Consider the following 26,450-nt stretch of genomic DNA (forward strand, 5'->3'; position numbering starts at 1 on the left):
CAATGAAAGAAAACATTAAGCCGGCAACCGGGCGTTTAGGCGTATTGGTAGTCGGAGTAGGTGGTGCGGTTGCAACCACTATGATTACAGGTACATTAGCTGCTCGTAAGGGTTTGGCAAAAGCTATAGGTTCAATCACACAAATGGCTACTATGCGCATGCAGGATGGTAAAGAAAAGCTTATCAAGGATGTAGTGCCTTTGGCTGATTTGAATGATATAGTTTTTGGTGGTTGGGATATTTTTGAGGATGATGCATACGAAGCTGCAATGTATGCTGAAGTTCTGAAAGAAAAAGACCTGAATTTAGTGAGAGAAGAGTTGCAAGCCATCAAACCGATGCCTGCTGCTTTTGACCATAATTTTGCAAAGCGTCTGAATGGTACGCACATCAAGCAAACTTCTACTCGTTGGGATATGGTGGAACAATTGCGTGAGGATATCCGCAATTTCAAAGCTGCTAATAATTGCGACCGTATCGTTGTATTGTGGGCTGCAAGTACTGAAATTTTTGTTCCATTGGCTGAAGAACACCAGTCTCTCGCTGCTTTGGAAAAAGCAATGAAAGAGAACAATACGGAAGTTATTTCTCCGAGTATGTGTTACGCATACGCCGCAATCGCAGAAGGCGCTCCTTTCATCATGGGTGCTCCTAACTTGTGTGTGGATACTCCGGCTATGTGGGAATTCTCCAAAAAAATGAATGTGCCTATTTCCGGTAAGGACTTTAAGAGCGGTCAGACTTTGATGAAAACAGTGCTTGCCCCGATGTTCAAAACTCGTATGTTGGGTGTGAGCGGTTGGTTCTCTACTAATATTTTAGGTAATCGCGATGGTGAAGTTCTTGATCAACCTGAAAACTTCAAGACTAAGGAAGTCAGCAAATTGTCTGTGATCGATAATATCTTCGAACCGGAAAAATTCCCTGATCTGTATGGTGATGTATATCACAAAGTACGTATCAACTATTATCCTCCTCGTAAGGATAACAAGGAAGCTTGGGATAATATTGATATCTTTGGTTGGATGGGTTATCCAATGGAAATCAAAGTCAATTTCCTGTGCCGTGACTCTATTTTGGCAGCTCCTATCGCACTTGACCTGGTTATTTTCAGTGACCTTGCAATGCGTGCAGGTATGTGCGGCATCCAAACCTGGTTGTCTTTCTTCTGTAAGAGTCCGATGCATGATTTTGAACATCAGCCGGTACACGACTTGTTCCAACAGTGGAGAATGGTAAAACAAACTCTCCGTAACATGATAGGTGAAGAGGCACCGAGTTATCTGGATTAAAAAATACGAATAAAGTGATAGGGTGATAGAGTGATAGGGTAGTAAGATACTTTACAGCTCTATCACCCTATTGTTCTATTACTTATTACGCTGGCTACTTTATCACGTTTAATCATCTTATCACTTTTTTAATGAAGAAACCCTCCTTTCTCCCTGTTCTTATCGCTACGGGCTTCGGTTCGGGCTTTTCTCCTTTTGCTCCGGGTACAGCCGGTGCTTTGTTGGCTACACTCATCTGGTTCGGTTTATCTTTGGTCGTTTCGGAAATTTGCTTGATATGGCTGACAGTGGCTTTTATCTTACTATTTACATTGGCAGGTGTATGGGCTGTCAATCGTCTGGAATCCTATTGGGGAGAAGACCCTTCGCGTGTAGTAGTTGACGAGATGGTAGGAGTATGGATTTCTTTGCTTGCTGCACCTGCCGGAAATGTCTGGTATGTACTGGGGGCTTTTATGCTTTTCCGGTTTCTGGACATTTTTAAACCATTGGGTATTCGCCGGATGGAAAGTTTTCCGGGAGGAATAGGGGTGATGATGGATGATATTCTGGCGGGAATTTATAGTTTTGTAGTCTTAATCATAGCGAGATGGTTGTTGGCATAAAGAAAACATCAGTATTTGCCGGTTGGCGTCGTGCGATTTGGGTTTTTATAAAAGCTCAACTTTCGGCGTATGTGGCAAGTATGGTCGATTTTCTTGTAACTATCCTGTTGGTAAAAATGTCCGGCCTTTTTTATTTGTATGCTACTTTTTTAGGTTCCGTGGTTGGTGGTATGGTAAACTGTGTCATTAATTATGGTTGGGTATTTCATGCGGAAGATTGTAAGAAAACACATGTTGCCGTGAAGTATCTTTTTGTCTGGGGAGGTAGTATTATATTAAATACATGGGGCACCTTTGCTTTGACCGAATGGCTGACAGGTATGAGATGGGTGGATGGGTTGCTGGGTTATTATATCAGCGATGTATTTATTCTGTCCAAGATTATTGTAGCTTTGTTGGTAGCGTTCTTTTGGAACTACCACTTGCAACGGATTTTTGTTTATCGTAATCATAATTTTAGGAGATTTCTTCAACATCATTTAGAGACAAAAAAAGACGAATATGAATTATAGAGATTGGTTGCAACAGTTGATTTATAAAATTATAAATCCTGTTGTGCACGGTATGATTAGAATAGGTATTACACCTAATCTCATTACCACTACCGGATTGGTGCTGAATATTGCGGCAGCATGTTTGTTTATATATGCAGGTATGTACAAGCCGGGCGAACTAGCCTATGTAGGCTGGGGAGGAGGAATTGTTCTTTTTGCAGGTTTGTTTGACATGATGGATGGGCGTGTAGCACGTGTTGGTAATATGTCTTCCACATTTGGTGCGCTGTATGATTCTGTACTGGATCGTTATAGTGAATTGATTACTTTGTTCGGTATATTTTATTATTTAATATTACAAGGATATTTATGGGGGTCTATCCTTGCATTTATCGCTCTGGTAGGTTCGATCATGGTGAGTTATGTGCGTGCCCGTGCTGAAGGTTTAGGACTTGACTGTAAAGTCGGTTTTATGCAACGTCCGGAACGTGTGGTATTAACTAGCCTTGGTGCTGTGTTCTGTGGCGTTTTTGGAGATTGCACGGCATTCGATCCTATGTTGATAATGATTGTACCACTAGCTGTAATAGCTGTATTGGCAAATTTGACGGCATTTGCACGTATTGAGCATTGTCGTAAACTTTTAATCTCTCGCTCCTGTAAAGAGGAAGGAGAGTAGTCTGTGTATCAAAAAAAATGAAATGGTGAGTGATAAATTCTTTCCCTCTGTGAAGGAGGGTGTTCTGGTGGTTGTCATAACGGGACTTTTCTTGATATTGACGGCAGTTTGTATTGGTCTTCGTACGGAGCATTTTCTGATGTCTGGGCTTTTTTTTGTACTGTTCTTTGCAGGAAAAACTACCCGTAAATTGGCAGTGGCATTACTGCCATTTATTATTTTCGGTATATCATACGATTGGATGCGGGTATATCCTAATTATCAGGTAAATCCGATTGATGTACAAGGGTTATATGAGGCAGAGAAATCTTTGTTCGGTATCTCAATCAACGGGACAACATTGATACCTTGCGAATATTTTGCACAGAACCACTGTACGATAGGAGATTTCTTTGCGGGGATATTCTATCTTTGTTGGGTACCTGTACCCATTGCCTTTGGCTTATGGCTTTATTGGAAGGGAGAACGGAAAGTATATTTGCGTTTTGCAATGGTTTTCCTTTTGGTGAACCTCATTGGTTTTGCCGGATATTATATACACCCGGCTGCACCTCCTTGGTATGCAATGAATTATGGTTTCGAACCGGTACTTGATACCCCGGGTAATGTGGCGGGATTGGGACGTTTCGATGAACTGTTGGGTTGTTCTATTTTCCACTCTATTTATGGTCGTAATGCCAATGTCTTTGCTGCTGTACCCTCGTTGCATGCAGCTTATATGGTTGTTGCTTTAGCATACGCCGCTATGGGACATTGCAAGAAATGGTTGATAGCTTTATTCGCATTTATCATGGTGGGTATCTGGTGGACAGCTGTTTATTCTGGTCATCATTATCTGATTGATGTAATGCTTGGTATCTCATGCGCCTTGCTGGGTATTCTGGTTTTTGAGAAAGGCTTGATGAAGTGGGGTGCATTCAAACGTTTCTTTGAAAGATACGCTCAGTACGTCAAATGATAATTTAATCATAAATATATAAATTCCCATTTATGAATAAACGGTTATGTCTGATGTGATTTTATTACCAAAAAATTATAACTGTATGTTTATTGAAAAAAGTCTGGCCAGGTTGTTGGGGTGCATTATATTTTTGTTGTGTGCTCAGAGCATAATAGGTAAAAACGATTCGGATATAGAAAAAATACGGAAGAGGTGTATAGAACGGATAATATCTACTAATGTCAACGGGAATATAGTGGATAACCTGCTACAAACACTGCGTGCTGATGGTACATGGCCTGGAATAGATTATGTAGATGTGTCTAGAACAGGATTTCAGCATGCAAGGCATTTGGCTAATATGGTGAATTTAGCGATAGCATATAAGAAACCGGGATCACTTTTTCGGGGAAAAAGAAGTTTGAAGCAGGCTTTTGATAAATCGATGGCATATTGGCTTGAACATGACTTTATTTGTGATAATTGGTGGAATAATCAGATTGACACGCCTGCACGTATGGTGACTATACTTTTACTCATGGACAAGGATTTATCTAAAGAACAGTCTGATAAAATGTTACAAATCATAAGCCGTGGAAATATCAATGCTACGGGGGCTCGTCCGAGCGGTGATCGTATTAAAATAGCTGGTATACAGGCTAAAGCTGCCTTGTATAAAAGGAATGTAGAGGAAGTGGAGATGTTACTTAAGGTGATAGAGAGTGAAATAAAATTCTCTACTAAAATAGGAATACAATATGATTACAGTTTTCATCATAGGGCAGACCGGGTAAATAATACACTGACTTATGGTGTGGGATACGGTAATGCTTTTGTAGAGTGGGCTACTTTAGTAAATGGTACCCGTTTCGGCTTTTCACAAGACTCTATTCGTCTGATTGTAGATTATTATCTTGATGGTATATGCAAGCAGATGATTTATGGCATGATTTCAGATCCTGGAATAGGAAATCGTGATATCACCCGTCCTGGTAAGGCTGTGGTGTGGAGTGCGGATGTCGTTAAGAATATATTGACTCTTACTGATTATAGAAAAGCCGAATTGGAAACTGTAGTCCGTGCCCGGGAAGGAGAAAATGTAATTCCACAATCGTATGCGAAATTCTTTTGGTGTACCGACCATTTCGTTTATCAGCGTCCAAATTTCTACACTTCGGTCCGTATGTATTCCGAGCGTAATGCCAATATGGAAGAGCCCTATAATGGTGAGGGAATAATGAATCATTTTCGTGGTGATGGAACGAATTACCTTTCTTTGGAGGGCGATGAATATAAAAATGTGATACCTGTTTATGACTGGATGAAAATACCAGGGACTACCACCGTACAGTTGGATACTATGCCGTTGAAAGAAAATGTGCAGAAATGGGGGTTGACTAAATTTGTGGGTGCTGTTTCCGATGATATGTATGGTGCAGTAGGTTTTGAATTTAAAAGTCCGCATACCGCTTTAACAGCCAAGAAATCTTATTTCTTCTTCGACAAGGAATATGTTTGTTTAGGTAGTGGTATTACCTCGAGAGTGAAGGGCCGTCCTGTGTCAACAACTATAAATCAATGCGTGCTTTCGGGGGAAGTTCATGTGAAAGATGGACATGGGGCACATGTTCAATCTCGAGGTGCCGTTAATATTCCTAAAGTGGAATGGGTAAACCATGATAACGTAGGTTATGTGTTTCCCGAAAAGTCCGCTGTTTTTTTGCTTAATCAGGAAAAAACGGGTAGTTGGACTATTGCCAATAAGCAGACGAGTGTTTCTGCCGAAGAGGTGAAATGCGATGTATTTACTCTTGCTTTGAACCATGGTAAAGAATGTAAAAATGCAAGCTATGAGTATATAGTGGTACCTTCGGTTAACCACTATGAAATGGAAGACTATGTACATGTTCTTCCTGTCTCTGTCTTGACTAATACGTCTGAACTTCAGGCTGTGAGGCACAATGGACTACGTATAGCTTATGCCGTATTTTATAAACATGGTACTGTTCATATCACCGGCAATCTATCTGTTACTATTGATTCTCCCGGATTGGTAATGTTAAAATACAATGCGGCAGGTAATGTTACTCAATTGCTTGTTTCCGATCCTACCCGACTTTTAAAGACTATTCATCTTTCAATTAATAGCGGGAGTGGAGTGTTGCAACGTTATGCAATCGACTTGCCCCAAAATGAATATGCGGGTAGGAGTGTGAAAGTAAAATTATAACTTTGTAATGAAGAATAAGATGGTGTACGTATGTAGCTTATTAAGGTGAAGTTACTTTAGATGAATAAAGGGGTTATCAATTATATATTAATTTAATGTATCTATATACTTAAATGTAAGTATGAATAATTTTGTCTTTTATAGTCCTACCGAATTTGTCTTTGGCAAGGCAACGGAAACTCGGGTTGGCGCACTGGTACAAAAATATGGTGCACGGAAAGTAATGATTGTCTACGGTGGCGGTTCTGTAGTGAGGAGTGGCTTATTGGATAGAGTGAAACAATCTCTGCAGGAATTTGATATTGAATATTGTGAGTTGGGTGGTATTCAGCCCAATCCGGTTGATACAAAAGTATATGAAGGCATTGATATCTGCCGTCGTGAGCAAGTAGATATGCTTCTTCCGGTTGGCGGTGGTTCGGTGATTGATACTGCTAAAGCAATTGCCGCTGGCGTGCCTTATGAGGGTGATTTCTGGGATTTCTTTATTGGTAAGGCAAAAGTAACGAAAGCTTTGAAAGTAGCCGTTGTACTGACTATTCCAGCTGCGGGCAGTGAAGGATCTGGAAATTCGGTAATAACAAAAGTTGCGACTCTTCAAAAATTAAGCCTTCGGGTGCCAGAGTTGTTGCGTCCTGTTTTTTCTATTATGAACCCTGAACTTACTTATACATTGCCGCCTTTTCAAACAGCCTGTGGTATTGCCGATATGATGGTACACATTATGGAACGTTACTTTACCAATACGCAAGATGTGGAAATCAGTGATCGTATTTGTGAAGGTACTTTGCTGGCTATTATCAAAGAGGCTTATTGTGTGAAACAAAATCCCGGTGATTATGGTGCGCGTGCCAATATTATGTGGTGTGGTACTATCGCTCATAATGGAATTTGTGGTGTAGGTTGTGAAGAAGATTGGGCGTCCCATTTTCTGGAACATGAAGTCAGTGCTATTTACAATGTGACACATGGTGCAGGTTTAACAGTGATTGTTCCGGCCTGGATGACTTTCATGGCAGAGCATAATCCGAGAAAAATAGCCCAGTTTGCCAACCGTATTTTTAATGTACCCGAATCAGATGATTTAGAAGAAATGGCATTGACTGGTATTTCCCGATTAAAACATTTCTTCCGTTATATGGGGTTGCCGGTCAACTTTAAAGAATTGGGTATTGATCATCCTGATATCGATCGTTTGGCAGATAACCTACATCGTAATAAAGGCGAGTTAGTTGGCAATTATGTGAAATTGACAAAAGAGAATAGTAAAGAGATTTATCGTTTGGCGTTGTGATAAGGTATTGTAGGCTTTCATTAGAAACTACATGTGCAGGGAGATTTAGGAAAAATGATATTTTGTTTTAAAAAGACGGCGGAGTATTAATCTTGCTCCGCCGTTTTTTTTATTTGATTTCGATCTCTTCCTTCATGTCAATCTCTTCCCCTTGCGGGTCGTAGAATACATATTGCAGAAACGCAAGTTTCTGGCTGGGAATAATCTTGATACCGAATCCGTACTTCATTTGCCATTTTCGTTTCAGGGAGATAAGGCCTTGATTGATATAGGCAGCGATGTACGGGTGGATGTGTAACGAGAATTTTTTAATCTTCAATTTGTTGACCAGATAGTCAATTTTACTCTCTAAAGTGTCCGTAAAGAGAATGGACGATTTAATGGCACCTTTGCCGAAGCAAGTAGGACAAATTTCTGTAGTATTTACATCCATTGCTGGACGTACCCGTTGACGGGTAATCTGCATCAAACCGAATTTGCTGAGTGGCAGAATATTATGACGTGCTCTGTCCTTTTGCATATTGGCGCACATACGTTCGTAAAGCTTTTGACGGTTTTCGGCTTCATTCATGTCAATGAAGTCCACTACAATGATACCACCCATATCTCTTAGTCGTAATTGGCGGGCCAGTTCATCGGCAGCTCCCAGGTTCACTTCCAGTGCGTTGGCTTCCTGTCCGTTGGCATTCTTGGTGCGGTTACCGCTGTTCACGTCTACTACGTGAAGCGCCTCAGTATGCTCAATAATCAGGTAGGCACCACTTTTATATGAAATGGTTTTACCGAATGATGACTTGATCTGTTTGGTGATACCGAAATTGTCGTAAATAGGAAGTTCTCCTTTGTACAGTTTTACAATTCCTGCCCGTTCGGGGGCGATAAGTGTTACGTAATCTTTTATTTCGTGGAACACCGCTTCATTATTTACATGGATGTTCTCGAAAGAAGGATTAAACAAGTCACGTAATAGTCCTACGGCACGACTTGTTTCTTCGTAAATCAGAGTCGGAAATTTAGTAGCCTTCTGTACTTTAGTAATGGCATCTTCCCAATGTTTCAGTAATACTTTAAGCTCTCCATCAAGCTCTGCAACCCGTTTCCCCTCGGCAACAGTACGCACGATGACACCGAAATTTTTCGGTTTGATGCTCATCAGCAGCTGTTTTAGGCGGGCACGTTCTTCGCTTGATTTAATTTTTTGTGATACAGAAACCTTATCATTGAAAGGAATCAGTACGAGATATCTTCCGGCAAAGGAAAGTTCGGAAGTCAGCCGCGGTCCTTTGGTAGAGATGGGTTCCTTGACAATCTGCACCACTACTTCTTGTCCCACCTTAAGTACATTGGATACGGTTCCATCCTTTTCAAGGTCGGGAAGTATGGTCGCTTTTGTAATAGGATTTAATTTCTTTTTATCACTTAAAGTTTGCTTTACGTATTTTTCTAACGAGTTAAATTGAGGACCTAAGTCCAAATAATGAAGAAAAGCATCTTTCTCGTAACCCACGTCCACGAAGCATGCATTCAGGCCGGGCATCAGTTTTTTGACACGCCCCAAATACATATTGCCCACAGAAAAGGAAATGTTTCTTCCTTCACTTTGGAGTTCCACCAGGCTCTTATCCTCGAGCAGTGCGATGGAAACCTCTTTAGGCTGTACGTCTACAACGAGTTCGCTTGTCACAATAATTGCTTTAATTAATTATTATTTAGCAGTCAGTAATTGGTAGCAAAGAATGCTACTTGTTACTGATTACTTTTGTTCTTTTAAACAAAGAACAAACTCGCGAGATAATATGCTTCACAAGTTTGTTCTTTATTTTGTCCGTCAGACTAAAAATTACTTTTTGCTTTTATGTCTGTTCTTTCTTAGTCTTTTTTTACGCTTGTGCGTAGACATTTTATGTCTTTTTTTCTTCTTTCCGCTTGGCATAGCTTCAAATTTTATGGGTTAATACTATTGTTTATTATTTCTTCACAGCGATGGTGAATGTTTTAGCAGGCTTGAAAGCCGGAATGTTATGTTCCGGAATGATAATAGTAGTGTTTTTGGAAATATTACGAGCGGTTTTTTGTGCTCTCTTTTTCACTACAAAACTACCAAACCCGCGGAGGTAAACATTTTCATCTTTTGATAAAGATACCTTCACTGCGTCCATGAACGCTTCAACGGTTGCAAGTACTGTCACTTTGTCAATTCCGGTGCTCTTTGTAATTTCGTTTACAATGTCAGCTTTAGTCATTTCTCTTAAAAAAAAATATTATTACTATTGTTTCCTAATTTTTTGGACTGCAAATATATAGCTTTTCCGTGGCTCTAAAAAATATATTTCGGACAATTTTCTAAAAAAGTCGCGGCATTAAGTTTTCTTAGACTGAAAAACAGTACTTTTGTCTTCTTAAAATGCTGTTTTCAACATGAGTATATTGACTGAAACATTGCTGGATTGGTATGAGGAAAACAAGCGTGAACTACCTTGGCGGGAGACTACTGATCCTTATCAGATATGGATATCTGAAATTATTCTGCAACAGACCAGAGTGGTGCAGGGGTATGATTATTTCCTTCGTTTTATACGTCGTTTTCCCGATGTAGAAGCTTTGGCTTCAGCTTCGGAGGATGAAGTGATGAAGTATTGGCAGGGACTGGGTTATTACTCTCGTGCCCGTAATTTGTATGCTGCTGCTAAGAGTATGAATGGTGTCTTTCCCCAAAAATATCAGGAAGTACGGGCATTGAAGGGAGTAGGAGACTATACGGCCGCCGCGATTTGTTCTTTTGCTTACAATCAACCTTATGCGGTGGTTGATGGTAATGTGTATCGGGTACTTTCTCGCTATTTTGGTATTGATACTCCTATAGATTCTACGGAAGGGAAAAGGCTGTTTGCAACTTTGGCAGACGAAATGTTGGATAAATTACATCCTGCCATTTACAATCAGGCCATAATGGATTTCGGAGCTATTCAGTGTACGCCGCAATCTCCTAATTGTATGTTTTGTCCTTTGGCAGACAGTTGCTCGGCTCTGGCAAAAGGCCAGGTGATGAAATTACCTGTAAAACAACATAGAACGAAAACGAGCAATCGCTATTTTAATTATATATATGTACGCATGGGTGCGTGTACTTTTATACATAAACGAACGGAAAACGACATTTGGAAAAACCTGTTCGAACTGCCGTTGATAGAGACAGAGGCAGATTTATCGGAAGAAGACTTTGTGAAAAGTTCTCAGTTCCGTTCACTTTTTGCAGAAGGAGAGAAACCCGAAGTCCGTTCTATTCTCCGGAATGTGAAACATGTTTTGTCACACCGGGTGATTTATACGAACTTTTATGAAGTGGTTTTGCCTGAAACGTCACAATCTTTTTCGGGTTATCAATGTATCAGAACCGAAGATTTGGGACAATATCCGATATCACGTCTGGTACATGCATTCATTGAGAAATATGTATAAAAGTTGTCTGTATTCTTGCATGATGTTGTTATTCTCGTTAATTTTGGCAGCAAATTAAAATAACAAGCTTATGTCAGTAAATAAAGTGATATTGTTGGGAAATGTCGGTAGGGATCCAGAAGTGAGGTATCTTGATAGTGGTGTGGCTGTTGCAACTTTATCTTTGGCTACTACCGAAAGAGGATATACTTTGCAGAATGGAACTCAGGTTCCGGATCGTACGGAATGGCATAATCTCGTTCTTTGGCGCGGACTGGCAGAAACAGCAGAAAAGTATGTGCATAAAGGGGACAAACTTTATGTAGAAGGTAAAATACGTACCCGTTCTTACGATGACCAGACAGGTGCTAAACGCTATGTCACAGAGATTTTCGTAGATGTAATGGAAATGTTGTCACCTAAAGGTGCCACAGTGCCGGGAACGGCTCCATATACCCCTCAGGCTGGTATGGGCGGACAATCTGCAACTCAGCAACCTATCCCGCAAAATGCTCCTGCGCAAGATAATTCAACGGACGATTTACCGTTCTAATTGTTTAACTAAAACCAAATTCTTTGGACCCAGACGCTTATTTATGCCAATTGGCAGATGTTTTTAACGGTATATCCGTACATGCTCCCTCTATTTCGGCTGTTATAGCTATTATTTTGGCGAGTTTGCTTTTACTTGTTTCCGGTTTTGCTTCGGCTTCCGAAATTGCTTTTTTCTCACTCTCTCCATCAGACTTGAGTACTATTGAAGAGGGAAAACACTCTTCAGATAAGAAAATCCGTAATTTGTTGGATGATACGGAACGGTTGTTGGCTACAATATTGATTACGAACAATTTTGTAAACGTAACCATTATCATGCTTTGTAACTTTTTCTTTATGAATGTAGTTCAATTTCATTCGGTGATTGCCGAGTTTATTGTGCTGACGGTTATTCTTACTTTCTTGTTACTGCTTTTCGGTGAAATTATGCCGAAGATCTATTCTGCGCAGAAAACGTTGGCTTTCTGTCGTTTTGCTGCTCCTGGTATTATGGTTTGCCGTTCCATATTCTATCCGCTATCTTCTTTGTTGGTACGTTCCACTTCTTTCCTGAATAAACACTTTGTACGCAAAAATCATAATATCTCGGTAGACGAATTGTCTCATGCATTGGAATTGACGGATAAAGCGGAACTTTCTGAAGAAAATAATATATTGGAAGGTATTATACGTTTTGGTGGTGAGACAGCTAAAGAAGTTATGACCTCTCGTCTGGATGTAGTCGATCTGGAAATACGTACCCCTTTTAAAGAAGTTTTGAAATGTATTGTAGAAAATGCTTATTCGCGTATTCCGATATATGCGGAAACACGTGATAATATTAAGGGAGTGTTGTATATCAAAGATTTGCTTCCTCATTTGAATAAAGGCGATAATTTCCGTTGGCAGTCATTGATACGTCCGGCCTATTTTGTTCCCGAGACTAAAATGATTGATGACTTGTTACGTGACTTTCAAGCGAATAAAATTCATATTGCTATTGTGGTGGATGAGTTTGGAGGTACATCGGGTATTGTCACGATGGAGGATATCATTGAAGAAATTGTCGGTGAGATACGTGATGAATATGATGATGAAGAACGTACGTATGCAATTCTTAACGACCATACCTGGGTGTTTGAAGCGAAAACGCAATTGACGGACTTCTATAAGATAACCAAAATAGATGAAGAAACCTTTGATGAGGTGGCTGGCGATGCCGATACTCTGGCAGGGCTGTTGCTTGAGTTGAAAGGAGAGTTTCCTGCACTTCACGAGAAAGTTACTTATGACCGTTATGAGTTTGAAGTTCTCGAAATGGATAACCGTCGTATCTTGAAAGTGAAATTCACAATCAATTCAACTCTTGACTGATAACGTGCCTCTTTTTTTTCAAAATACAGAATTTGCCTGCCGGTGGGGCATTTGGAAAATGGATGAAACACTGGAAGAATTGCTTGTTTGTCTTCCTCATCAGGAATATTACAGGCAAAGTATGCAACGGTTTGCTGCCGGTCATCGTCGTTTGGAATGGTTGGCAGTTCGTGTGTTACTGTATACTTTGTTGGGAGAAGAAAAAGAGATTGCTTATTATTCCAACGGTAAACCTTATTTGCCGGACAATTCTGCTTCTATCAGTATTTCGCATACCAAAGGATATGTTGCAGTACTGTTGGGACCACCGGGGAATGAGGTTGGAATCGATATTGAGCAATACGGTGAACGGGTGAGGCGTGTATCGCATAAATTCATGCGTGATGATGAAATTCCGGAAACATTTCAGGGAACTGATATTTGGTCTTTGCTGCTTTACTGGTCGGCAAAGGAAACGATGTTTAAATGTATGAATGCTTCCGAAGTCGATTTCCGGGAACATTTGCGTATTTTCCCATTTACGGTAGACCGACAAGGCATTTTCTCCGCTGAAGAATATCGTACAGCAGAGAAAATGCACTATTCAATTCATTATTATATATATCCGGATTTTGTACTGACTATGAGTCTGTAAAATCACTGTTTACAGTCTTTCTAACTGTATGGTGAAGTGGCGCATCAATGGAGCTTCCCATGCGATACGTATTCCATGCTTAATGCTTTCGCGTTTATCATATACGTTTTTCAGGGCGGCAGCCACCACATTCATGTGATTGTCGGTATATACCCGGCGAGGAATAGCCAAACGCAACAAATCCAAGCCGTCGAAGCGGTTTTCACGAGTAACGGGGTCACGGTCGGCAAGCAGATAACCGATTTCGCAACCACGGATACCAGCTTCCAGATACAGTTCAATGGTTAAGGTTTGTGCCGGAAATTCTTCTTTGGGAACATGAGTCAGAACTTTGGGGGCATCTACAAAGATGGCGTGACCTCCTGCCGGACGTTGGTAAGGTATCCCGTATTCATCCAACTTTTGAGCCAGATATTCCACTTGGCGTATACGGGTTTCGAGGTTATCGAATTCTGTGTTTTCATCCAGACCGATGGCAAGCGCATTCATGTCACGACCATTCATACCACCATAAGTGAGGTATCCTTCAAATTGTACACAAAAACTTTTAGCCCCTTCATACCAGTCTTTCCGGCGGGTAGCGATAAATCCACCCATGTTTACGATACCATCCTTTTTGGCACTCATGGTCATACCGTCAGCAAGGGTAAACATTTCACGAGTAATCTCTTTAATGCTTTTTTCGCTATAGCCGTCTTCTCTCATTTTTATAAAATAAGCATTTTCGGCAAAGCGTGCAGAGTCGAATAATACAGGTTTGCCATACTTATCTGCAACAGCACGAACTTCGCGTAGATTTTGCATGGAAACGGGTTGCCCGCCGGCCGTATTGTTGGTGATAGTGACAATGATAAACGGGATACGGTCATTGTGTTCCTGCAAAGCTTTTTCCAGTTTAACCGGATCTACATTGCCTTTGAATGGAATTTCCAGTTGTGTTTGTTTGGCTTCGTCAATGGTACAGTCCAATGCCGTTGCTTTACGTCCTTCTATATGTCCTTTGGTAGTATCGAAGTGGGAATTTCCGGGAACGATGTCTCCCTCGTGAACCAAATAGGAGAACAGTACATTTTCTGCAGCGCGTCCCTGATGGGTGGGGATGATATATTCAAAACCCGTCAGACGGGTGATGACTTCTTTTAGTTTGAAGAAGGAAGTGGCACCGGCATAACTTTCATCACCCAACATCATTCCTGCCCATTGACGGTCGCTCATGGCACCCGTACCGGAGTCGGTGATGAGGTCGATATAAACTTGTTCCGATTTGAGTTGAAAGACGTTATAGTGGGCTTCTTTCAACCATTGTTCACGTTCTTGGCGGGTACTTTTACAGATAGGCTCCACCATTTTGATTTTCCATGATTCGGCAAATGGGATTTCCATAATCTTTTCTTTTTAGTATTTGACAATAGGTCATTGAAAAGTAGGTTAATTACTTTTTGTGTGCCGAATATAATTATAAAATAGCTATAAAACAATATTTGATCTTACTTTTTGTAAAATAAATGTCCGGGCGAAATCACTTCGACCGGACACTATTCAAATAAACTTGGCAGAGTTTATTGTAATTTTACTTTCTCTGAATCAGGTTTGATGAATGAAATGATGTGGACGATTTGTCCGGCTTCATTAGACTCAACGCTTTTTCCTCGAAAGCAATGATAAATGGTTGCATGGCAGGTCTTCTGACTCGTTTCTGTTACAAACACCTTCCCGGAAGCATGCTTCCAGTGGTATAGAGAGTTGTTGTCTGTAACATTGCATGAAACTTACAGCAGCGGGACTGTTCAGGATTTGCACCTGATTCCCTTTTAATTGCCATCTTTGAAAGAAAAAATGGCAAACCAATGCGTTGCAAAGATAAGAAGAATTTGGGAGAAAACAAGTTTATGAATATATTAAATGTCAGTGGGATGATACCGTTGGAAAGATGGTACAAATCCGTTCATAAGATAGTTTTTGTACGCTAAAGGAGATATTAACCTCATAATTAAGCTTCGTCTCAACCGCCGGGATATATATCTTGGCGGCTAAGATGGCCATCTCGGCAGCTGAGATTTGCATCTCGGCTGCTAAGATATAGTTTATCTTTAGGATGGTGTGCTTTTCTCCTGATGAGAATATATATTTATCAGCAGATTGATATACGTTTTTCAATATAGTGGGGTATATTGCCTGATATGCATCAGTATTTCTCTTTAGCCAATGTGAACACGAACTCCAGTCCTCCGCCTTGGCTGTTCTTGGCGGATATTGTTCCTCCATGTATGATGACGGCGTTTTTTACGATAGCCAATCCTAGTCCGGTACCTCCAAGTTTGCGTGAACGTCCTTTGTCCACCCGGTAGAAACGTTCGAACAGGCGGTTCAAATGTTCTGGTGATACGCCTACTCCGGTATCGGCAAAACTGAAATAATAAAAGTTCTCATCTTCACGGAAACAGCTGATATGGATGTGGATATGCGTTCCCGCATATGCAATGGCGTTATCCGTCAGATTACGGAAAATGGAATAGAGAAGAGAATAATTGCCTCGCAGTTGTATGTTGGGTTTTAAGGAATTGACAACAGTTATTTGTTTTTCTTCCAACTCTAAAGATACTTCGTTGACGATGTTGGTCACCAGCATGCTGATGTCCACTTTCTCCATGTCGATCATATTGGCGGCTTCGTCCATGCGTGTCAATACCGAAATGTCCCGTAGCAGACGGCTCAGACGGTTACTTTGAGCATAGCATCGTTCCAAAAAAGTCTGCATTTTCTCTCGGGAGATGGTTTCATTGTTTACAATGGTTTCCAAATATCCCTGAATGCTGCTTACGGGCGTTTTCAATTCGTGGGCGATGTTCTGAGTCAGTTGCCGTTTCATCCGTATCTGTTCTTCTTCCAGAGTAATATCATTGATGGAAATCTCGAAACTTAAATCCTGAAAGATAATACACTCCACAATAAAGATGCGTCCGTTTTTATTGATATTGACGGACATGCGTTTCTCTTCCTTGCCGGACGGACGTTTTTGTGCCTTGTTGATGAAATCCGTAAGTTTCTGGAATTCACAGATAGCGAAGATTTCTTCCGTTGTTTGCAGGTTGGAGTCAGAAATCAGATTGCTGTATTGGGTGAACAGATTGTTGACAAGTATTTCTTTTTTGTCTTTGGTGAATACCCCTAAACCTTCGCGTGAGGTCTGCAAGTGGGTAATCAGCTTTTCACGTTCGATGTATAAGGCTTCCTTCGTCTCACGTAGACGCTTGTATATCTGGATGATATGTTGGGATATTTCTCCCAATTCATTGTGTGGAAATGCTGATTGCATATCCATTTCTACAGGCTCGTTTTTATCGGCGCGTTTGGCAAACTCGCGTAGATGATTGATGGCTGTTCCGAGCTTGGAGGTGAACTTGTAAAAAACGAACATTAACAGCAGCGTTACAATGACGGTAAACCATATGTAGTGTGGATCTGCTGCCAGGCTGTTTATCAGATTGACATTGTAAGGCAATGCCGAACGGATAATATAGTTTTTATAAAGTGTGGCAGAATAGAAATAGGGCATTCCGGTAGTCTCGGAAGTTCGGCGCAAGTCGTATCCTTTTCCGCTTTTTAATGCGGTTTGTATTTCCTGGCGATTGATGTGGTTGTTGAATTGGCTGTGATTGATTTTATTGTAACTGTCGTACAATACGTCTCCGTGCAAATCCACAATGGTGACACGCAGGTCTCCGGCTATATATCGGGATGTGTAATTATCCAGCAGGGGAGTCCACAGGCTGTCGGGAATGTCCCGTATCTCTTGCTGCAGGCGTTCGTTGTAGTCTTGAAGTTGCGTGTCAAGTAATTCTACCTTGTATTCTTTTTCCCGTTGATACTGATAAGCGATGAAACAAATGGCGAATACAAGAAACAACGAAATTACCGAAAGGAATAACTTCCGGCTGAAAGACAAAAAATGTCCATCGTTATTCTGCTTCGAAACAATATCCATATCCTAAACGAGTTACAATGCATTTACCATAAATACCGATTTTTTTGCGCAGACGGGTAATGTTTACGTCGATGGTACGGTCTAGAACATATACCTCGTCACTCCAGATACGACCCAAAATGTCTTCACGGGAGAATACACGTCCTTTGTTTTGCAGTAATAGGAGTAGAATTTCGAACTCTTTTTTGGTGAGTGGGGCTTCTTCTCCATTTATACTTACTTTCTTTTTGATGATGTCCAGCACCAGTGTCTGGTAAACGAGCTGTTCCGGTATGTGCTCCGTTTCCTCCTGTTGTGTACGGCGTAACACGGCTTTGACGCGTGCAGCCACTTCGCGTAACGAGAATGGTTTGGATATATAGTCGTCGGCGCCCAGGTTGAACCCTGTTACCGTGTCGTTTTCTGTATCTTTGGCTGTAATGAATATGATGGGGACTTTGGCGGTCTTTTTATCCTTCTTCAGCATACTTGCCATTTTAAATCCGGAAATTTCCCCCATCATTACATCCAGTAATAAAAGATTATAGCTACTGATGTCCATCTTCAGGGCTTCTTCGGCAGAATTGGCCGTATCTACTTCGTAACCTTCGTTCTCCAGGTTGAACTTTAAGATTTCGCACAAATCTTCTTCATCGTCCACTACTAAAATCCGGTAATCGTTCATTGCATTTTTATTTATATGTGATGTGGAACTGACAGTTCCTTTATCACAAAGTTAAACTTTATTTCTTTTCTTCGACAAAAGTGCAGTGATTTTGTTACGGGAAAATGAAATAAGTGTTACATTATCATTACATTTGTAGTGAAGGATGTGGTTGGGAATTTATTTTCCAGTCATTCTTTATATTTTCAAACTATAAATGACTGGTTGTACTATGAAAAATTATTGTAAAAAAACGTTATGGAGTAAGATTATATTGGGTATCCTGGCTACAGGATGTATGATTTTTTTGTTATATCGGAACGAATCGCGATTATGTAATGAACAAGCGAAAACAATATTTAGGAAAGCATTAGTACAAGAATTGCAAAAACGGGATACTGTATCTGTTTTTCATTGGACTAATAAAGAAACAACACTTTTTTTGGAAGAAAATATTCCAGATGTGGTAAAGATAGAAACAGAACTTGGTGAAAAAGAATATCGAATACCATCTGAGAAATACCAATATAGTATTGTAAAAGATGAAACTCAACGTGGTTTGCTGACTTACCTTTTAAGTGAAAATCCTTTGAACGTGGATTCTATAAATGTGATATGGGATAGTTTATTAACCACAATAAATCCTGACCTAAAGACTTATACACGAGTTTCCATTACGGATTTGGAAGGATATATAACTTCTTCTTATTCAAAAATAAATTTAAGTTCCGTTCCAGCTGATAGTTTATGTTCTTACTATATAGGGGCCCGTTGTGAAATTGAAGTAACGGGTTTTATCTTTTATCATTGGTGGGATATTCTGTCTTTTCGGTATATATTGATAGTGGGTTTACTTTGGCTTTTGATAGGAAGTCTTTTTTATCTCGGGAAAAAAATATATTGTTGGATAAAACTTAAATTAGTTGAAGAAAAGATAGTTATAATAGAGAAAGAAGTTCCGGTTATTCCTGTGGAAACAGAAAAATCATGCACTTATCAGTTGGGTAAAGATTTTTATTTTGATGTAGAGCGGAAAATGCTGAAGAAAGACGGTATTATTAGGAGATTGGCTCCTCAAGTGACTGATTTGTTTGTATTGTTCCTTAGGAATAAATATCATAAAATTTCTGTAAAGGAGATTTGTGCTGCACTTTGGCCTGACAGTAGCGGAACTGTGGAACGTGTACATACAGTAATGCGTCGTTTACGTAAATCATTGTCGAGTATTTCAGAACTTCAGATTAACTATGAACATGGTGAATATCAGTTAATAATTCCCCATTTCATCGAAAAAAATGAAGTTACTGATGATGTGGAAGTAGATGTTCCCGTACTGACTGATACTGGCAAGTAATATATAGTCAGCATTTGTCAGCGTTAAAAATAGGAGATTGATTTTATAGTGCATAATTTTACACCATCATTAATTTATAATATTATGATTTCGTTATGAAGAAAAATGGATTATTTGCAATCTTGTTGTATGTATTGAGTATAATGTGTTTTGACGCCGCCCAATCGCAGAAAAAGCTTGATGACTTATTCATGAATAATGTAGAAGCTTTAGCTACCGGTGAAGATGAAGTACCTGTACATTGTTATGGAAGTGGAAGTGTGGACTGCCCTTCTGGTACTAAAGTGAAATTCGTAATTTCAGGGTTTGGCCTTGATACTCAATGTTGGTAGATATATTAATATTTTAAGAAATGCTTGTTGTTGGACTAATAATAAGGGAGGAGTATTTCTGTTTGTATATAGGTAGGCTGTGATAAGTGTTTATGAAAAGGATACTTATAAAATGTCCTGTTTATTATGTGATGGTTAGATGAATTTTATATAGTTGAAAATCAATTAGGTACCTAATAATTTGTTAAGAAAATGTTTAATATAAAAAAGACGCCGATGAAAACATAGAAAGAATGAGATATTTAAATGATTTTTTGTATCACAGATGAAATAATTATAAAAATCAACATTTATGAAAAAATATATATATTCTTACTTTTATTGATAGTGGCTATTAATATAGGTTTCTCTATATGCGGAGAAATGAAATTTTCAGATTTGGAATTGTTAAAATTAGAAGCGCTCGCAAATCCAGAAATTGATGCAGGAGGAGGAAGAGGACCATTACGTTCGTATGGATGTGTAATTATAGTAAATGAAATTGCCGGACATCATGATGATGGCTCTCCTGTTATTATCCCCGTTGCATACCCTGGAGAACAGGGAAATTGTGAGGGAATTACTGGTTCTTGTTCTCCATATTCATGTACGAAGATTTATTAAATACTACTAATAATCAGGGGGAATTTTTTGTAGAAAGAATAGCTCCTCCTGATTCTTTAATTATTATCTATATACTATGAAACTATTTGTTTTTTGTTTTATTACATGTGTTTTGTGTGGGTGTCGTTCCATGACATATGATGATGAATCTTGCGAAAACATAAAAGAAATATTGATAAATCCTGAAGAAGTTGAAGCTTTTTGGGATTTGTCCGTTAGATTGAATGATTCAGTGGATATTATATCTTTGGAAGTAACAGATGAGTGTCTGATTTCTGCTATAGGTAAATTCGAATATTATAAAGATTATATATTTATATCGGATAGGACGAACGCTAAAATTTTCATGTTTTCTTCGACGGGAAAATTTATAAAAAGTATCGGTAATTTTGGGAAAGGTCCCGGCAGATATTCTTCTTTAGGAGACTTCAGTTTTAAAGGTGATTCTATTGTCGTTCAAGATGCCTTCAATGATAGTTATATTATATATGATTTCTTTAGTGATGCTTATCGGGAAGTTTCTTGTGATGTACATGGAGTGGAATTCGTTTTGTTTGATAATATTGCTTATGTCATTTCAAATTATTATCAATCGAAATATGGAAGTTATAATTTGTTTTGTTATGATTTTAATACAGGTAATCTGATTGAACCTGGAATTTCTTTTCAAGAAGAATGGACTAAATTGAGATCAGCGTATGGTTTAAAAAGATATTCTGATAAATATAATGATACTGGTTTATTGATATATCCTTTAAATGATACAATTTATACGATAAATAAAGAAGGAGTATTTCCTTCATATCTCGTTCATTTTACGGAGAGAAGTCTGCCGGAAGAACTGAATATAAAGAACGAAGAACTTTATCGATATGTACACAAGAAGCGTTATTTGAAAGGTTTGGAGTTTGTACAACATACGGAAAATTATTTATTGGGATATTATATTGATGGTAATTTTAGATATATATTATATGATAAACGTACATCTAAGGTTGTGGTAGGGAAACAAATGATATTTAATGCTTTAGGGGGAATTCCTGTTTATGATTTTGCAACGGCGGATAATAATGTTTTTTTTGCATTATATTCATCTGATTTTCTATTGTCCTATTGGAATGTTGTTAAGGATAAATGTAAAAGTCATTATAATAAAGAAAAGATGGATTTATTGGTTTCTACGATAAATGAAGATTCGAATCCGGTATTATTGAAATGGTATTTTAAAAATTAGGGGAAATGCAAAAGGGCAGAATTGTATTAGTTGGTTTATTGGTTATTGTATTAGTAGTGATTAGTGTTTATAATTATATTCGTTATGGTATAATTGTTGAAAATCAAGAGTTTATATATGATTTAAAAAAGAAATCTGATTTGGAGATAGGTCAAATGGAAGCTTTAAAAGAATGTAGGGCATATGAGATATTTCTTAATGGGACTAGTATTAATGCAGATGCTTCAGTTTTGGATATATATGGGTGTAAAAAAAATATATCCAAGATTGTTACTGACAACATGTTAATTTTACGTTATTCGGAAATGAATTGTGATGTTTGTGTGGATAGTTTAATCAGTAAATTGAATTTATATATGGATTCTGTTGGAATAGAAAATATTGCTTTATTTACTACTTCTCAGAACAAAGGATATATTAGACGATTTAAAAAAGTAAATAAAATAAAATTTGATATTTATGATATAGGATTGAAGTTAGATTCTGTATTGACCGATATTGGTGTACCTTATTTTTTTGTATTGTCGCGTAATAGGAGAGTTAATAATATGTTTGTTCCTCAAAGTGAATATATAGATTTGACGGATAAATATTTACATTCTATTTATATGAAATATTGGATGAATTTATGATAATTATAGCCGTTTCCCTTAAAGATGCAACGTATTGTTTATACAGACGTATATTCAATAGTGATACAGGAAAAACATGAAATAAATTGTTATATCTTTGTATGATAAATAAACAGTCGTATGAAGAAGCTGATAGATATGTGTAAAGGGTCTCATAAATGGCGTTTGCCGATAGTAATAGTTGTTTTAGCAATAGTGGTGCTCGGTTCTATTTGGCTGAATGTGGCTCCGTTTCGTTCCGGTTTTGAAATAGCGGATGAATTGGGAGGAAATATTTTCCCTTCCAGCATCTTGTCGGTAGCTACCACGGATGCGCAGGTCATAGTTCCGGTGGATTCGATGTATGTGGGAAATCCGAAATCGTGTGTTGCGGTCAGGATACGTTCAGGAAAGCCTTATAGTAAGGTGAGGGTAGAGGTTGCGGAAACTCCCTTCTTCTCCCGTTCTGTATCGGAGTTTGTATTGGAGAAACCCAGAACGGAGTACATTATTTATCCTGATATTATCTGGAATTATGAGGCGTTGAAAAACAATAGCCAGGCAGAACCTATCAGTGTGGCTGTCGCAGTAGAAATGAATGGAAAAGAGCTTGGACAGCGTGTACGCACATTTTCTGTACGTAGTATCAATGAATGCTTGTTAGGATATGTGACGAACGGTACAAGATTTCATGATACCGGTATCTTTTTTGCCGCATACGTTAATGAAGAAAACCCGATGATAGACCAATTGCTGCGTGAGGCGTTGGATACTCGTATTGTAAACCGTTTTTTGGGTTATCAGGGTGGAGCCGAAGTAGTGGATAAGCAGGTGTATGCTTTATGGAATGTGTTGCAGAAACGTAAGTTCCGTTATAGTTCGGTGTCGAATACAAGTTTGTCCAGCAATGTGGTTTTTTCACAACGTGTCCGCACGTTTGATGATGCTTTGCAGTCTTCACAGATAAACTGTGTGGACGGTAGTGTTTTGTTCGCTTCGTTGCTTCGCGCCATCAACATCGAACCGATACTGGTGCGTACTCCCGGACACATGTTTGTGGGATATTATACCGACTCCAATCATAAAGACATGAATTTTCTTGAAACAACCATGATAGGGGATGTTGATTTGGATGATTTCTTTCCGGATGAGCAATTGGACTCTACAATGATTGGAAAATCACAAAACCAAATGTCGCGTATCACTTTCGATAAATCCAAGGAGTATGCCAATAATAAGTATATGCAGAATGAGGAGGGCATTCACTCTGGGAAACTGAATTATATGTTTCTGGAGATTTCAAAAGACGTCCGGAGAAAGATACAGCCGATAGGGAAATAGTATTGCTTTTTGTTTCGATTGTTTGCATATCAACGGTGGTAATGTTACTTTTGCAAGAAATAGTGAAGAAGGGATGCTTCGCGAGTATTATCAATTAAGTATGGAACAAGGTAAGAAATTTATTTCTCCGGGGGCATGGTTCTCCATGACATATCCGGCTGATTGGAACGAATTTGAGGACGGAGAAGGCTCCTTCCTGTTTTATAACCCTAATGAATGGACCGGTAACTTCCGCATTTCGGCATATAAAGGCAATGCGACATACGGTAGGGAGATGCTTCGGCAGGAATTGAAAGAAAACCCTTCGGCCACTCTTGTCAAAGTGGGTGGGTTGGATTGCGCATATAGTAAAGAAATGTTCGAAGAAGAGGGGGAATATTATACGTCTCATCTTTGGGTTACGGGTATCGATGATGTCGCTTTTGAGTGTTCGTTCACCGTCTCAAAAGGACAACCGGTAACTGAAGCGGAAAAAGTAATTGCTACTCTGGAGTTACGTAAGGAGAACCTGAAATATCCGGCTGAGATAATTCCCGTGCGTCTTTCTGAGATATATCAGATTAATGAAGCTTACGAGTGGGTAAGTACCACGGTTAAAGAGCGATTGAAAAAAGATTTTCAGGGACAGGAGGAAGATATTGCCAACATGCAGCAAATCATTGATAGCGGCAGTATCGGTGCTAAAAAAAAAGAAGCATGGTTGGCAATGGGCATCACCCTTTGTGTTATTGTGACTAATGAGGTAGACGGTATGGAGTGGCGTACGTTGATTGATGGTAATCGCGAAGCACCTGTACTTTTGAATGTTGCTACCGGTGCTCTGATAGATCCTATGAAATTAGTGTGGAGTAAAGTAAAAGCCGGCAGGCCTTGTAACTTGGCGGAAACTTATCAAGCTCTCTTCTCCTAACCAATTAATTATCAATTACAAACTTTCAATAATCAATTAATTTGGCAGCTGTAAATTCTATTTTTCAGGTAGAAAACTTGACAAAGTCATTTGGTGACCTGGTTTTATTCGAAAATATATCTTTTGGTTTATCAGAAGGCCAGCGTGTCGGTCTGATAGCCAAGAACGGCAGTGGAAAAACTACTCTGCTTAATATTCTCTCCGATAAGGAAGGGTATGATGACGGTACTATCTCTTTCCGGCGTGATTTGCGGATAGGTTATTTGGAGCAAGACCCGCAGTATCCTGAAGGGTTAACCGTGCTTGAGGCCTGTTTTCATCATGGTAATAGTACGGTTGAACTGATTAAGGAATACGAGCGCTGTATGGAAACCGAAGGACATCCCGGACTGGATGAGATATTGGTTCGTATGGATCATGAAAAAGCATGGGAGTATGAACAAAAAGCCAAGCAAATCCTTTCGCAATTAAAGATCCGTGATTTCAATCAGCAGGTAAAACAATTGTCAGGCGGACAGTTGAAGCGTGTGGCGCTTGCCAATACACTTATCACTGAACCCGATTTGTTGATATTGGATGAACCTACCAACCATCTTGACCTTGATATGACGGAATGGTTGGAAGAATACTTACGACGCAATAATCTCAGCCTTCTGATGGTGACGCATGACCGTTATTTTCTGGATCGTGTCTGTGCTGAAATTGTCGAAATAGACAACCGTCAGATTTATCAATACAAAGGCAATTACAGTTATTATCTGGAAAAACGTCAAGAACGTATAGAGGCTAAAACTGTAGAAGTGGAGCGTGCCAACAATCTTTATCGTACCGAACTGGAATGGATGAGACGTATGCCTCAGGCTCGCGGTCATAAAGCTCGTTACCGGGAGGATGCTTTTTATGAACTGGAAAAAGTAGCCAAGCAACGCTTCAATAATGATAATGTGAAGTTGGACGTCAAAGCCTCCTATATAGGTAGTAAGATTTTTGAAGCAGACCATTTGTATAAGTCGTTTGGCGACTTGAAGATATTGGAGGATTTTTCTTACATCTTTGCCCGCTACGAAAAGATGGGTATTGTGGGAAATAATGGGACGGGAAAATCTACTTTCATTAAAATATTGATGGGAGAGGAGAAGGCAGACTGCGGTACACTGGATATAGGCGAGACAGTGCGTTTCGGTTATTATTCTCAAGAGGGGTTGCAGTTTGACGAACAGATGAAAGTGATTGATGTAGTACAGGATATTGCCGAAGTCATCGAACTGGGCAATGGTAAGAAATTGACCGCATCACAGTTTCTGCAACATTTCCTGTTTACGCCCGAGACGCAGCATAGCTATGTTTATAAGTTGAGTGGCGGTGAACGTCGTCGTCTATACCTCTGCACTGTACTGATGCGAAATCCTAATTTTCTTGTATTGGATGAGCCTACCAACGACCTTGATATTGTAACGTTGAATGTGCTGGAAGAATATTTGCAAAACTTTAAGGGGTGCGTTATCGTAGTGAGTCACGACCGTTACTTCATGGATAAGGTGGTAGATCACTTACTGGTATTCAACGGACAGGCTGATATCCGTGATTTTCCCGGAAATTATACTCAGTATCGTGACTGGAAAGACGCCAAGGCACATCAGGAAAAAGAAAAAGAGGCGGTCAAGCCTCAGGAAGACAAAACTGTTAAAGTCCGTTTGAATGAAAAGCGTCGCATGTCTTTTAAGGAGAAACGCGAGTTTGAACAGCTCGAACAGGAAATAGCTACGCTGGAAGAGGAAAAGAAATCCATCGAAGAAGCCTTATGTAGCGGTACTCTCTCAGTTGACGAACTTACGGAGAAGTCCAAACGCTTGCCCGAACTGACTGATTTGATTGATGAAAAGACATTGCGTTGGCTCGAACTGAGTGAAATAGAGGGATAAA

24 protein-coding genes and 1 riboswitch are annotated in these 26,450 nt (G+C 39.4%); of the genes, 19 read left to right on the forward strand and 5 right to left on the reverse strand.

Annotated elements, in window-relative coordinates; all coding sequences use genetic code 11:
- Positions 1-2 precede the first annotated feature (2 nt).
- The 7 genes from C1A09_RS13915 to C1A09_RS13945 all read left to right on the forward strand — a co-directional run bounded on the left by C1A09_RS13915 (position 3) and on the right by C1A09_RS13945 (position 7,534).
- Positions 3-1,292 (forward strand): inositol-3-phosphate synthase, encoded by a 1,290-nt coding sequence (locus tag C1A09_RS13915; RefSeq protein WP_101545525.1) that lies wholly within the window; start codon positions 3-5, stop codon positions 1,290-1,292.
- Between the two features lie 131 nt (positions 1,293-1,423).
- Positions 1,424-1,897 carry a phosphatidylglycerophosphatase A family protein gene (locus C1A09_RS13920; protein ID WP_101545251.1) on the forward strand — a complete coding sequence of 158 codons (474 nt, stop codon included), beginning with the start codon at positions 1,424-1,426 and terminating at the stop codon, positions 1,895-1,897.
- Positions 1,882-2,409: a GtrA family protein gene (locus tag C1A09_RS13925; protein WP_101545253.1), complete on the forward strand. Its 528-nt coding sequence runs from the start codon at positions 1,882-1,884 to the stop codon at positions 2,407-2,409. Before C1A09_RS13920 ends, C1A09_RS13925 begins: the two co-directional genes overlap by 16 nt.
- On the forward strand, positions 2,399-3,070 hold the full coding sequence (locus tag C1A09_RS13930) for a CDP-alcohol phosphatidyltransferase family protein (RefSeq protein WP_101545255.1): 672 nt from the start codon (positions 2,399-2,401) through the stop codon (positions 3,068-3,070). The genes C1A09_RS13925 and C1A09_RS13930 overlap by 11 nt, the downstream gene beginning before the upstream one ends.
- 22 nt (positions 3,071-3,092) lie before the next feature.
- Positions 3,093-4,028, forward strand: a complete 936-nt coding sequence (locus C1A09_RS13935) for a phosphoinositol dihydroceramide synthase (protein ID WP_370448208.1) — start codon at positions 3,093-3,095, stop codon at positions 4,026-4,028.
- Positions 4,029-4,113: 85 nt separating this feature from the next.
- Positions 4,114-6,240 carry a polysaccharide lyase family 8 super-sandwich domain-containing protein gene (locus tag C1A09_RS13940; RefSeq protein ID WP_180949231.1) on the forward strand — a complete coding sequence of 709 codons (2,127 nt, stop codon included), beginning with the start codon at positions 4,114-4,116 and terminating at the stop codon, positions 6,238-6,240.
- A gap of 121 nt (positions 6,241-6,361) precedes the next feature.
- A complete protein-coding gene (locus tag C1A09_RS13945; protein WP_101545259.1) occupies positions 6,362-7,534 on the forward strand; it encodes an iron-containing alcohol dehydrogenase in 1,173 nt (390 codons plus the stop codon).
- Between the two features lie 109 nt (positions 7,535-7,643).
- On the opposite strand, the gene C1A09_RS13950 is transcribed toward C1A09_RS13945, so the two are convergent.
- Both C1A09_RS13950 and C1A09_RS13955 read right to left on the reverse strand, forming a co-directional pair.
- Positions 7,644-9,218 carry an Rne/Rng family ribonuclease gene (locus tag C1A09_RS13950; protein WP_101545261.1) on the reverse strand — a complete coding sequence of 525 codons (1,575 nt, stop codon included), beginning with the start codon at positions 9,216-9,218 and terminating at the stop codon, positions 7,644-7,646.
- A gap of 283 nt (positions 9,219-9,501) precedes the next feature.
- Positions 9,502-9,777, reverse strand: a complete 276-nt coding sequence (locus C1A09_RS13955) for an HU family DNA-binding protein (RefSeq protein WP_101545263.1) — start codon at positions 9,775-9,777, stop codon at positions 9,502-9,504.
- A 175-nt stretch (positions 9,778-9,952) separates the two neighbouring features.
- Between C1A09_RS13955 and mutY the strand changes: the two genes are divergently transcribed.
- The 4 genes from mutY to C1A09_RS13975 all read left to right on the forward strand — a co-directional run bounded on the left by mutY (position 9,953) and on the right by C1A09_RS13975 (position 13,514).
- Complete coding sequence (gene mutY, locus C1A09_RS13960) at positions 9,953-10,993, forward strand: A/G-specific adenine glycosylase (RefSeq protein ID WP_101545265.1); 1,041 nt, start codon at positions 9,953-9,955, stop codon at positions 10,991-10,993.
- Positions 10,994-11,063: 70 nt separating this feature from the next.
- Entirely contained in the window at positions 11,064-11,525 is a 462-nt protein-coding gene (locus C1A09_RS13965; protein ID WP_101545267.1) for a single-stranded DNA-binding protein, read from the forward strand.
- Positions 11,526-11,548: 23 nt separating this feature from the next.
- Entirely contained in the window at positions 11,549-12,880 is a 1,332-nt protein-coding gene (locus tag C1A09_RS13970) for a gliding motility-associated protein GldE (RefSeq protein ID WP_101545269.1), read from the forward strand.
- 4 nt (positions 12,881-12,884) lie between these two features.
- On the forward strand, positions 12,885-13,514 hold the full coding sequence (locus C1A09_RS13975) for a 4'-phosphopantetheinyl transferase family protein (RefSeq protein ID WP_101545531.1): 630 nt from the start codon (positions 12,885-12,887) through the stop codon (positions 13,512-13,514).
- A gap of 9 nt (positions 13,515-13,523) precedes the next feature.
- Here C1A09_RS13975 and tnaA read toward each other — a convergent pair whose 3' ends face one another.
- From tnaA to phoB, 3 genes are all read right to left on the reverse strand, one after another.
- Complete coding sequence (gene tnaA, locus C1A09_RS13980; RefSeq protein WP_101545271.1) at positions 13,524-14,897, reverse strand: tryptophanase TnaA; 1,374 nt, start codon at positions 14,895-14,897, stop codon at positions 13,524-13,526.
- A 275-nt stretch (positions 14,898-15,172) separates the two neighbouring features.
- Positions 15,173-15,379, reverse strand: a riboswitch (cobalamin riboswitch).
- 320 nt (positions 15,380-15,699) lie between these two features.
- Positions 15,700-17,499, reverse strand: coding sequence for a two-component system sensor histidine kinase PhoR (phoR, locus tag C1A09_RS13985; RefSeq protein WP_101545273.1), 1,800 nt, complete (start codon positions 17,497-17,499; stop codon positions 15,700-15,702).
- A complete protein-coding gene (gene phoB / locus C1A09_RS13990; RefSeq protein ID WP_101545275.1) occupies positions 17,474-18,163 on the reverse strand; it encodes a two-component system response regulator PhoB in 690 nt (229 codons plus the stop codon). Before phoB ends, phoR begins: the two co-directional genes overlap by 26 nt.
- A 211-nt stretch (positions 18,164-18,374) precedes the next feature.
- On the opposite strand from phoB, the gene C1A09_RS13995 reads away from it, so the two are divergent.
- The 8 genes from C1A09_RS13995 to C1A09_RS14030 all read left to right on the forward strand — a co-directional run bounded on the left by C1A09_RS13995 (position 18,375) and on the right by C1A09_RS14030 (position 26,449).
- Positions 18,375-19,496, forward strand: a complete 1,122-nt coding sequence (locus tag C1A09_RS13995) for a winged helix-turn-helix domain-containing protein (protein ID WP_180949232.1) — start codon at positions 18,375-18,377, stop codon at positions 19,494-19,496.
- 95 nt (positions 19,497-19,591) lie between these two features.
- Entirely contained in the window at positions 19,592-19,828 is a 237-nt protein-coding gene (locus tag C1A09_RS14000; protein ID WP_101545279.1) for an NVEALA domain-containing protein, read from the forward strand.
- Positions 19,829-20,074: 246 nt separating this feature from the next.
- The gene (locus C1A09_RS14005) at positions 20,075-20,431 is read left to right on the forward strand and encodes a hypothetical protein (RefSeq protein ID WP_101545281.1); all 357 of its coding nucleotides are present in this window, start codon (positions 20,075-20,077) and stop codon (positions 20,429-20,431) included.
- 76 nt (positions 20,432-20,507) lie between these two features.
- On the forward strand, positions 20,508-21,665 hold the full coding sequence (locus C1A09_RS14010) for a DUF4934 domain-containing protein (protein ID WP_101545283.1): 1,158 nt from the start codon (positions 20,508-20,510) through the stop codon (positions 21,663-21,665).
- Positions 21,666-21,670: 5 nt separating this feature from the next.
- Positions 21,671-22,297, forward strand: a complete 627-nt coding sequence (locus tag C1A09_RS14015) for a hypothetical protein (RefSeq protein ID WP_101545285.1) — start codon at positions 21,671-21,673, stop codon at positions 22,295-22,297.
- 138 nt (positions 22,298-22,435) lie between these two features.
- Complete coding sequence (locus tag C1A09_RS14020; protein ID WP_370448210.1) at positions 22,436-23,617, forward strand: hypothetical protein; 1,182 nt, start codon at positions 22,436-22,438, stop codon at positions 23,615-23,617.
- Between the two features lie 100 nt (positions 23,618-23,717).
- Entirely contained in the window at positions 23,718-24,527 is an 810-nt protein-coding gene (locus tag C1A09_RS14025; RefSeq protein ID WP_101545534.1) for a DUF3805 domain-containing protein, read from the forward strand.
- Positions 24,528-24,568: 41 nt separating this feature from the next.
- The gene (locus C1A09_RS14030) at positions 24,569-26,449 is read left to right on the forward strand and encodes an ABC-F family ATP-binding cassette domain-containing protein (protein ID WP_101545288.1); all 1,881 of its coding nucleotides are present in this window, start codon (positions 24,569-24,571) and stop codon (positions 26,447-26,449) included.
- Position 26,450 lies beyond the last annotated feature (1 nt).

The organism is Bacteroides cutis (assembly GCF_900241005.1).
In the GTDB taxonomy this organism is placed as follows: Bacteria; Bacteroidota; Bacteroidia; order Bacteroidales; family Bacteroidaceae; genus Bacteroides; species Bacteroides cutis.

Bases quoted from the DNA above. Each gene is read 5' to 3' on its own strand.
- C1A09_RS13945 (WP_101545259.1), top strand. From the start codon at position 6,362: ATGAATAATTTTGTCTTTTATAGTCCTACCGAATTTGTCTTTGGCAAG.
- C1A09_RS14005 (WP_101545281.1), top strand. From the start codon at position 20,075: ATGATTTTTTGTATCACAGATGAAATAATTATAAAAATCAACATTTAT.
- C1A09_RS13995 (WP_180949232.1), top strand. From the start codon at position 18,375: ATGAAAAATTATTGTAAAAAAACGTTATGGAGTAAGATTATATTGGGT.
- C1A09_RS14015 (WP_101545285.1), top strand. From the start codon at position 21,671: ATGCAAAAGGGCAGAATTGTATTAGTTGGTTTATTGGTTATTGTATTA.
- C1A09_RS14000 (WP_101545279.1), top strand. From the start codon at position 19,592: ATGAAGAAAAATGGATTATTTGCAATCTTGTTGTATGTATTGAGTATA.
- C1A09_RS14025 (WP_101545534.1), top strand. From the start codon at position 23,718: ATGGAACAAGGTAAGAAATTTATTTCTCCGGGGGCATGGTTCTCCATG.
- C1A09_RS13920 (WP_101545251.1), top strand. From the start codon at position 1,424: ATGAAGAAACCCTCCTTTCTCCCTGTTCTTATCGCTACGGGCTTCGGT.
- C1A09_RS14010 (WP_101545283.1), top strand. From the start codon at position 20,508: ATGAAACTATTTGTTTTTTGTTTTATTACATGTGTTTTGTGTGGGTGT.
- mutY (WP_101545265.1), top strand. From the start codon at position 9,953: ATGAGTATATTGACTGAAACATTGCTGGATTGGTATGAGGAAAACAAG.
- phoB (WP_101545275.1), bottom strand. From the start codon at position 18,163: ATGAACGATTACCGGATTTTAGTAGTGGACGATGAAGAAGATTTGTGC.
- C1A09_RS13965 (WP_101545267.1), top strand. From the start codon at position 11,064: ATGTCAGTAAATAAAGTGATATTGTTGGGAAATGTCGGTAGGGATCCA.
- C1A09_RS13930 (WP_101545255.1), top strand. From the start codon at position 2,399: ATGAATTATAGAGATTGGTTGCAACAGTTGATTTATAAAATTATAAAT.
- C1A09_RS13955 (WP_101545263.1), bottom strand. From the start codon at position 9,777: ATGACTAAAGCTGACATTGTAAACGAAATTACAAAGAGCACCGGAATT.
- C1A09_RS13915 (WP_101545525.1), top strand. From the start codon at position 3: ATGAAAGAAAACATTAAGCCGGCAACCGGGCGTTTAGGCGTATTGGTA.
- C1A09_RS13925 (WP_101545253.1), top strand. From the start codon at position 1,882: ATGGTTGTTGGCATAAAGAAAACATCAGTATTTGCCGGTTGGCGTCGT.
- phoR (WP_101545273.1), bottom strand. From the start codon at position 17,499: ATGGATATTGTTTCGAAGCAGAATAACGATGGACATTTTTTGTCTTTC.
- C1A09_RS14020 (WP_370448210.1), top strand. From the start codon at position 22,436: ATGTGTAAAGGGTCTCATAAATGGCGTTTGCCGATAGTAATAGTTGTT.
- tnaA (WP_101545271.1), bottom strand. From the start codon at position 14,897: ATGGAAATCCCATTTGCCGAATCATGGAAAATCAAAATGGTGGAGCCT.
- C1A09_RS13940 (WP_180949231.1), top strand. From the start codon at position 4,114: ATGTTTATTGAAAAAAGTCTGGCCAGGTTGTTGGGGTGCATTATATTT.
- C1A09_RS13935 (WP_370448208.1), top strand. From the start codon at position 3,093: ATGGTGAGTGATAAATTCTTTCCCTCTGTGAAGGAGGGTGTTCTGGTG.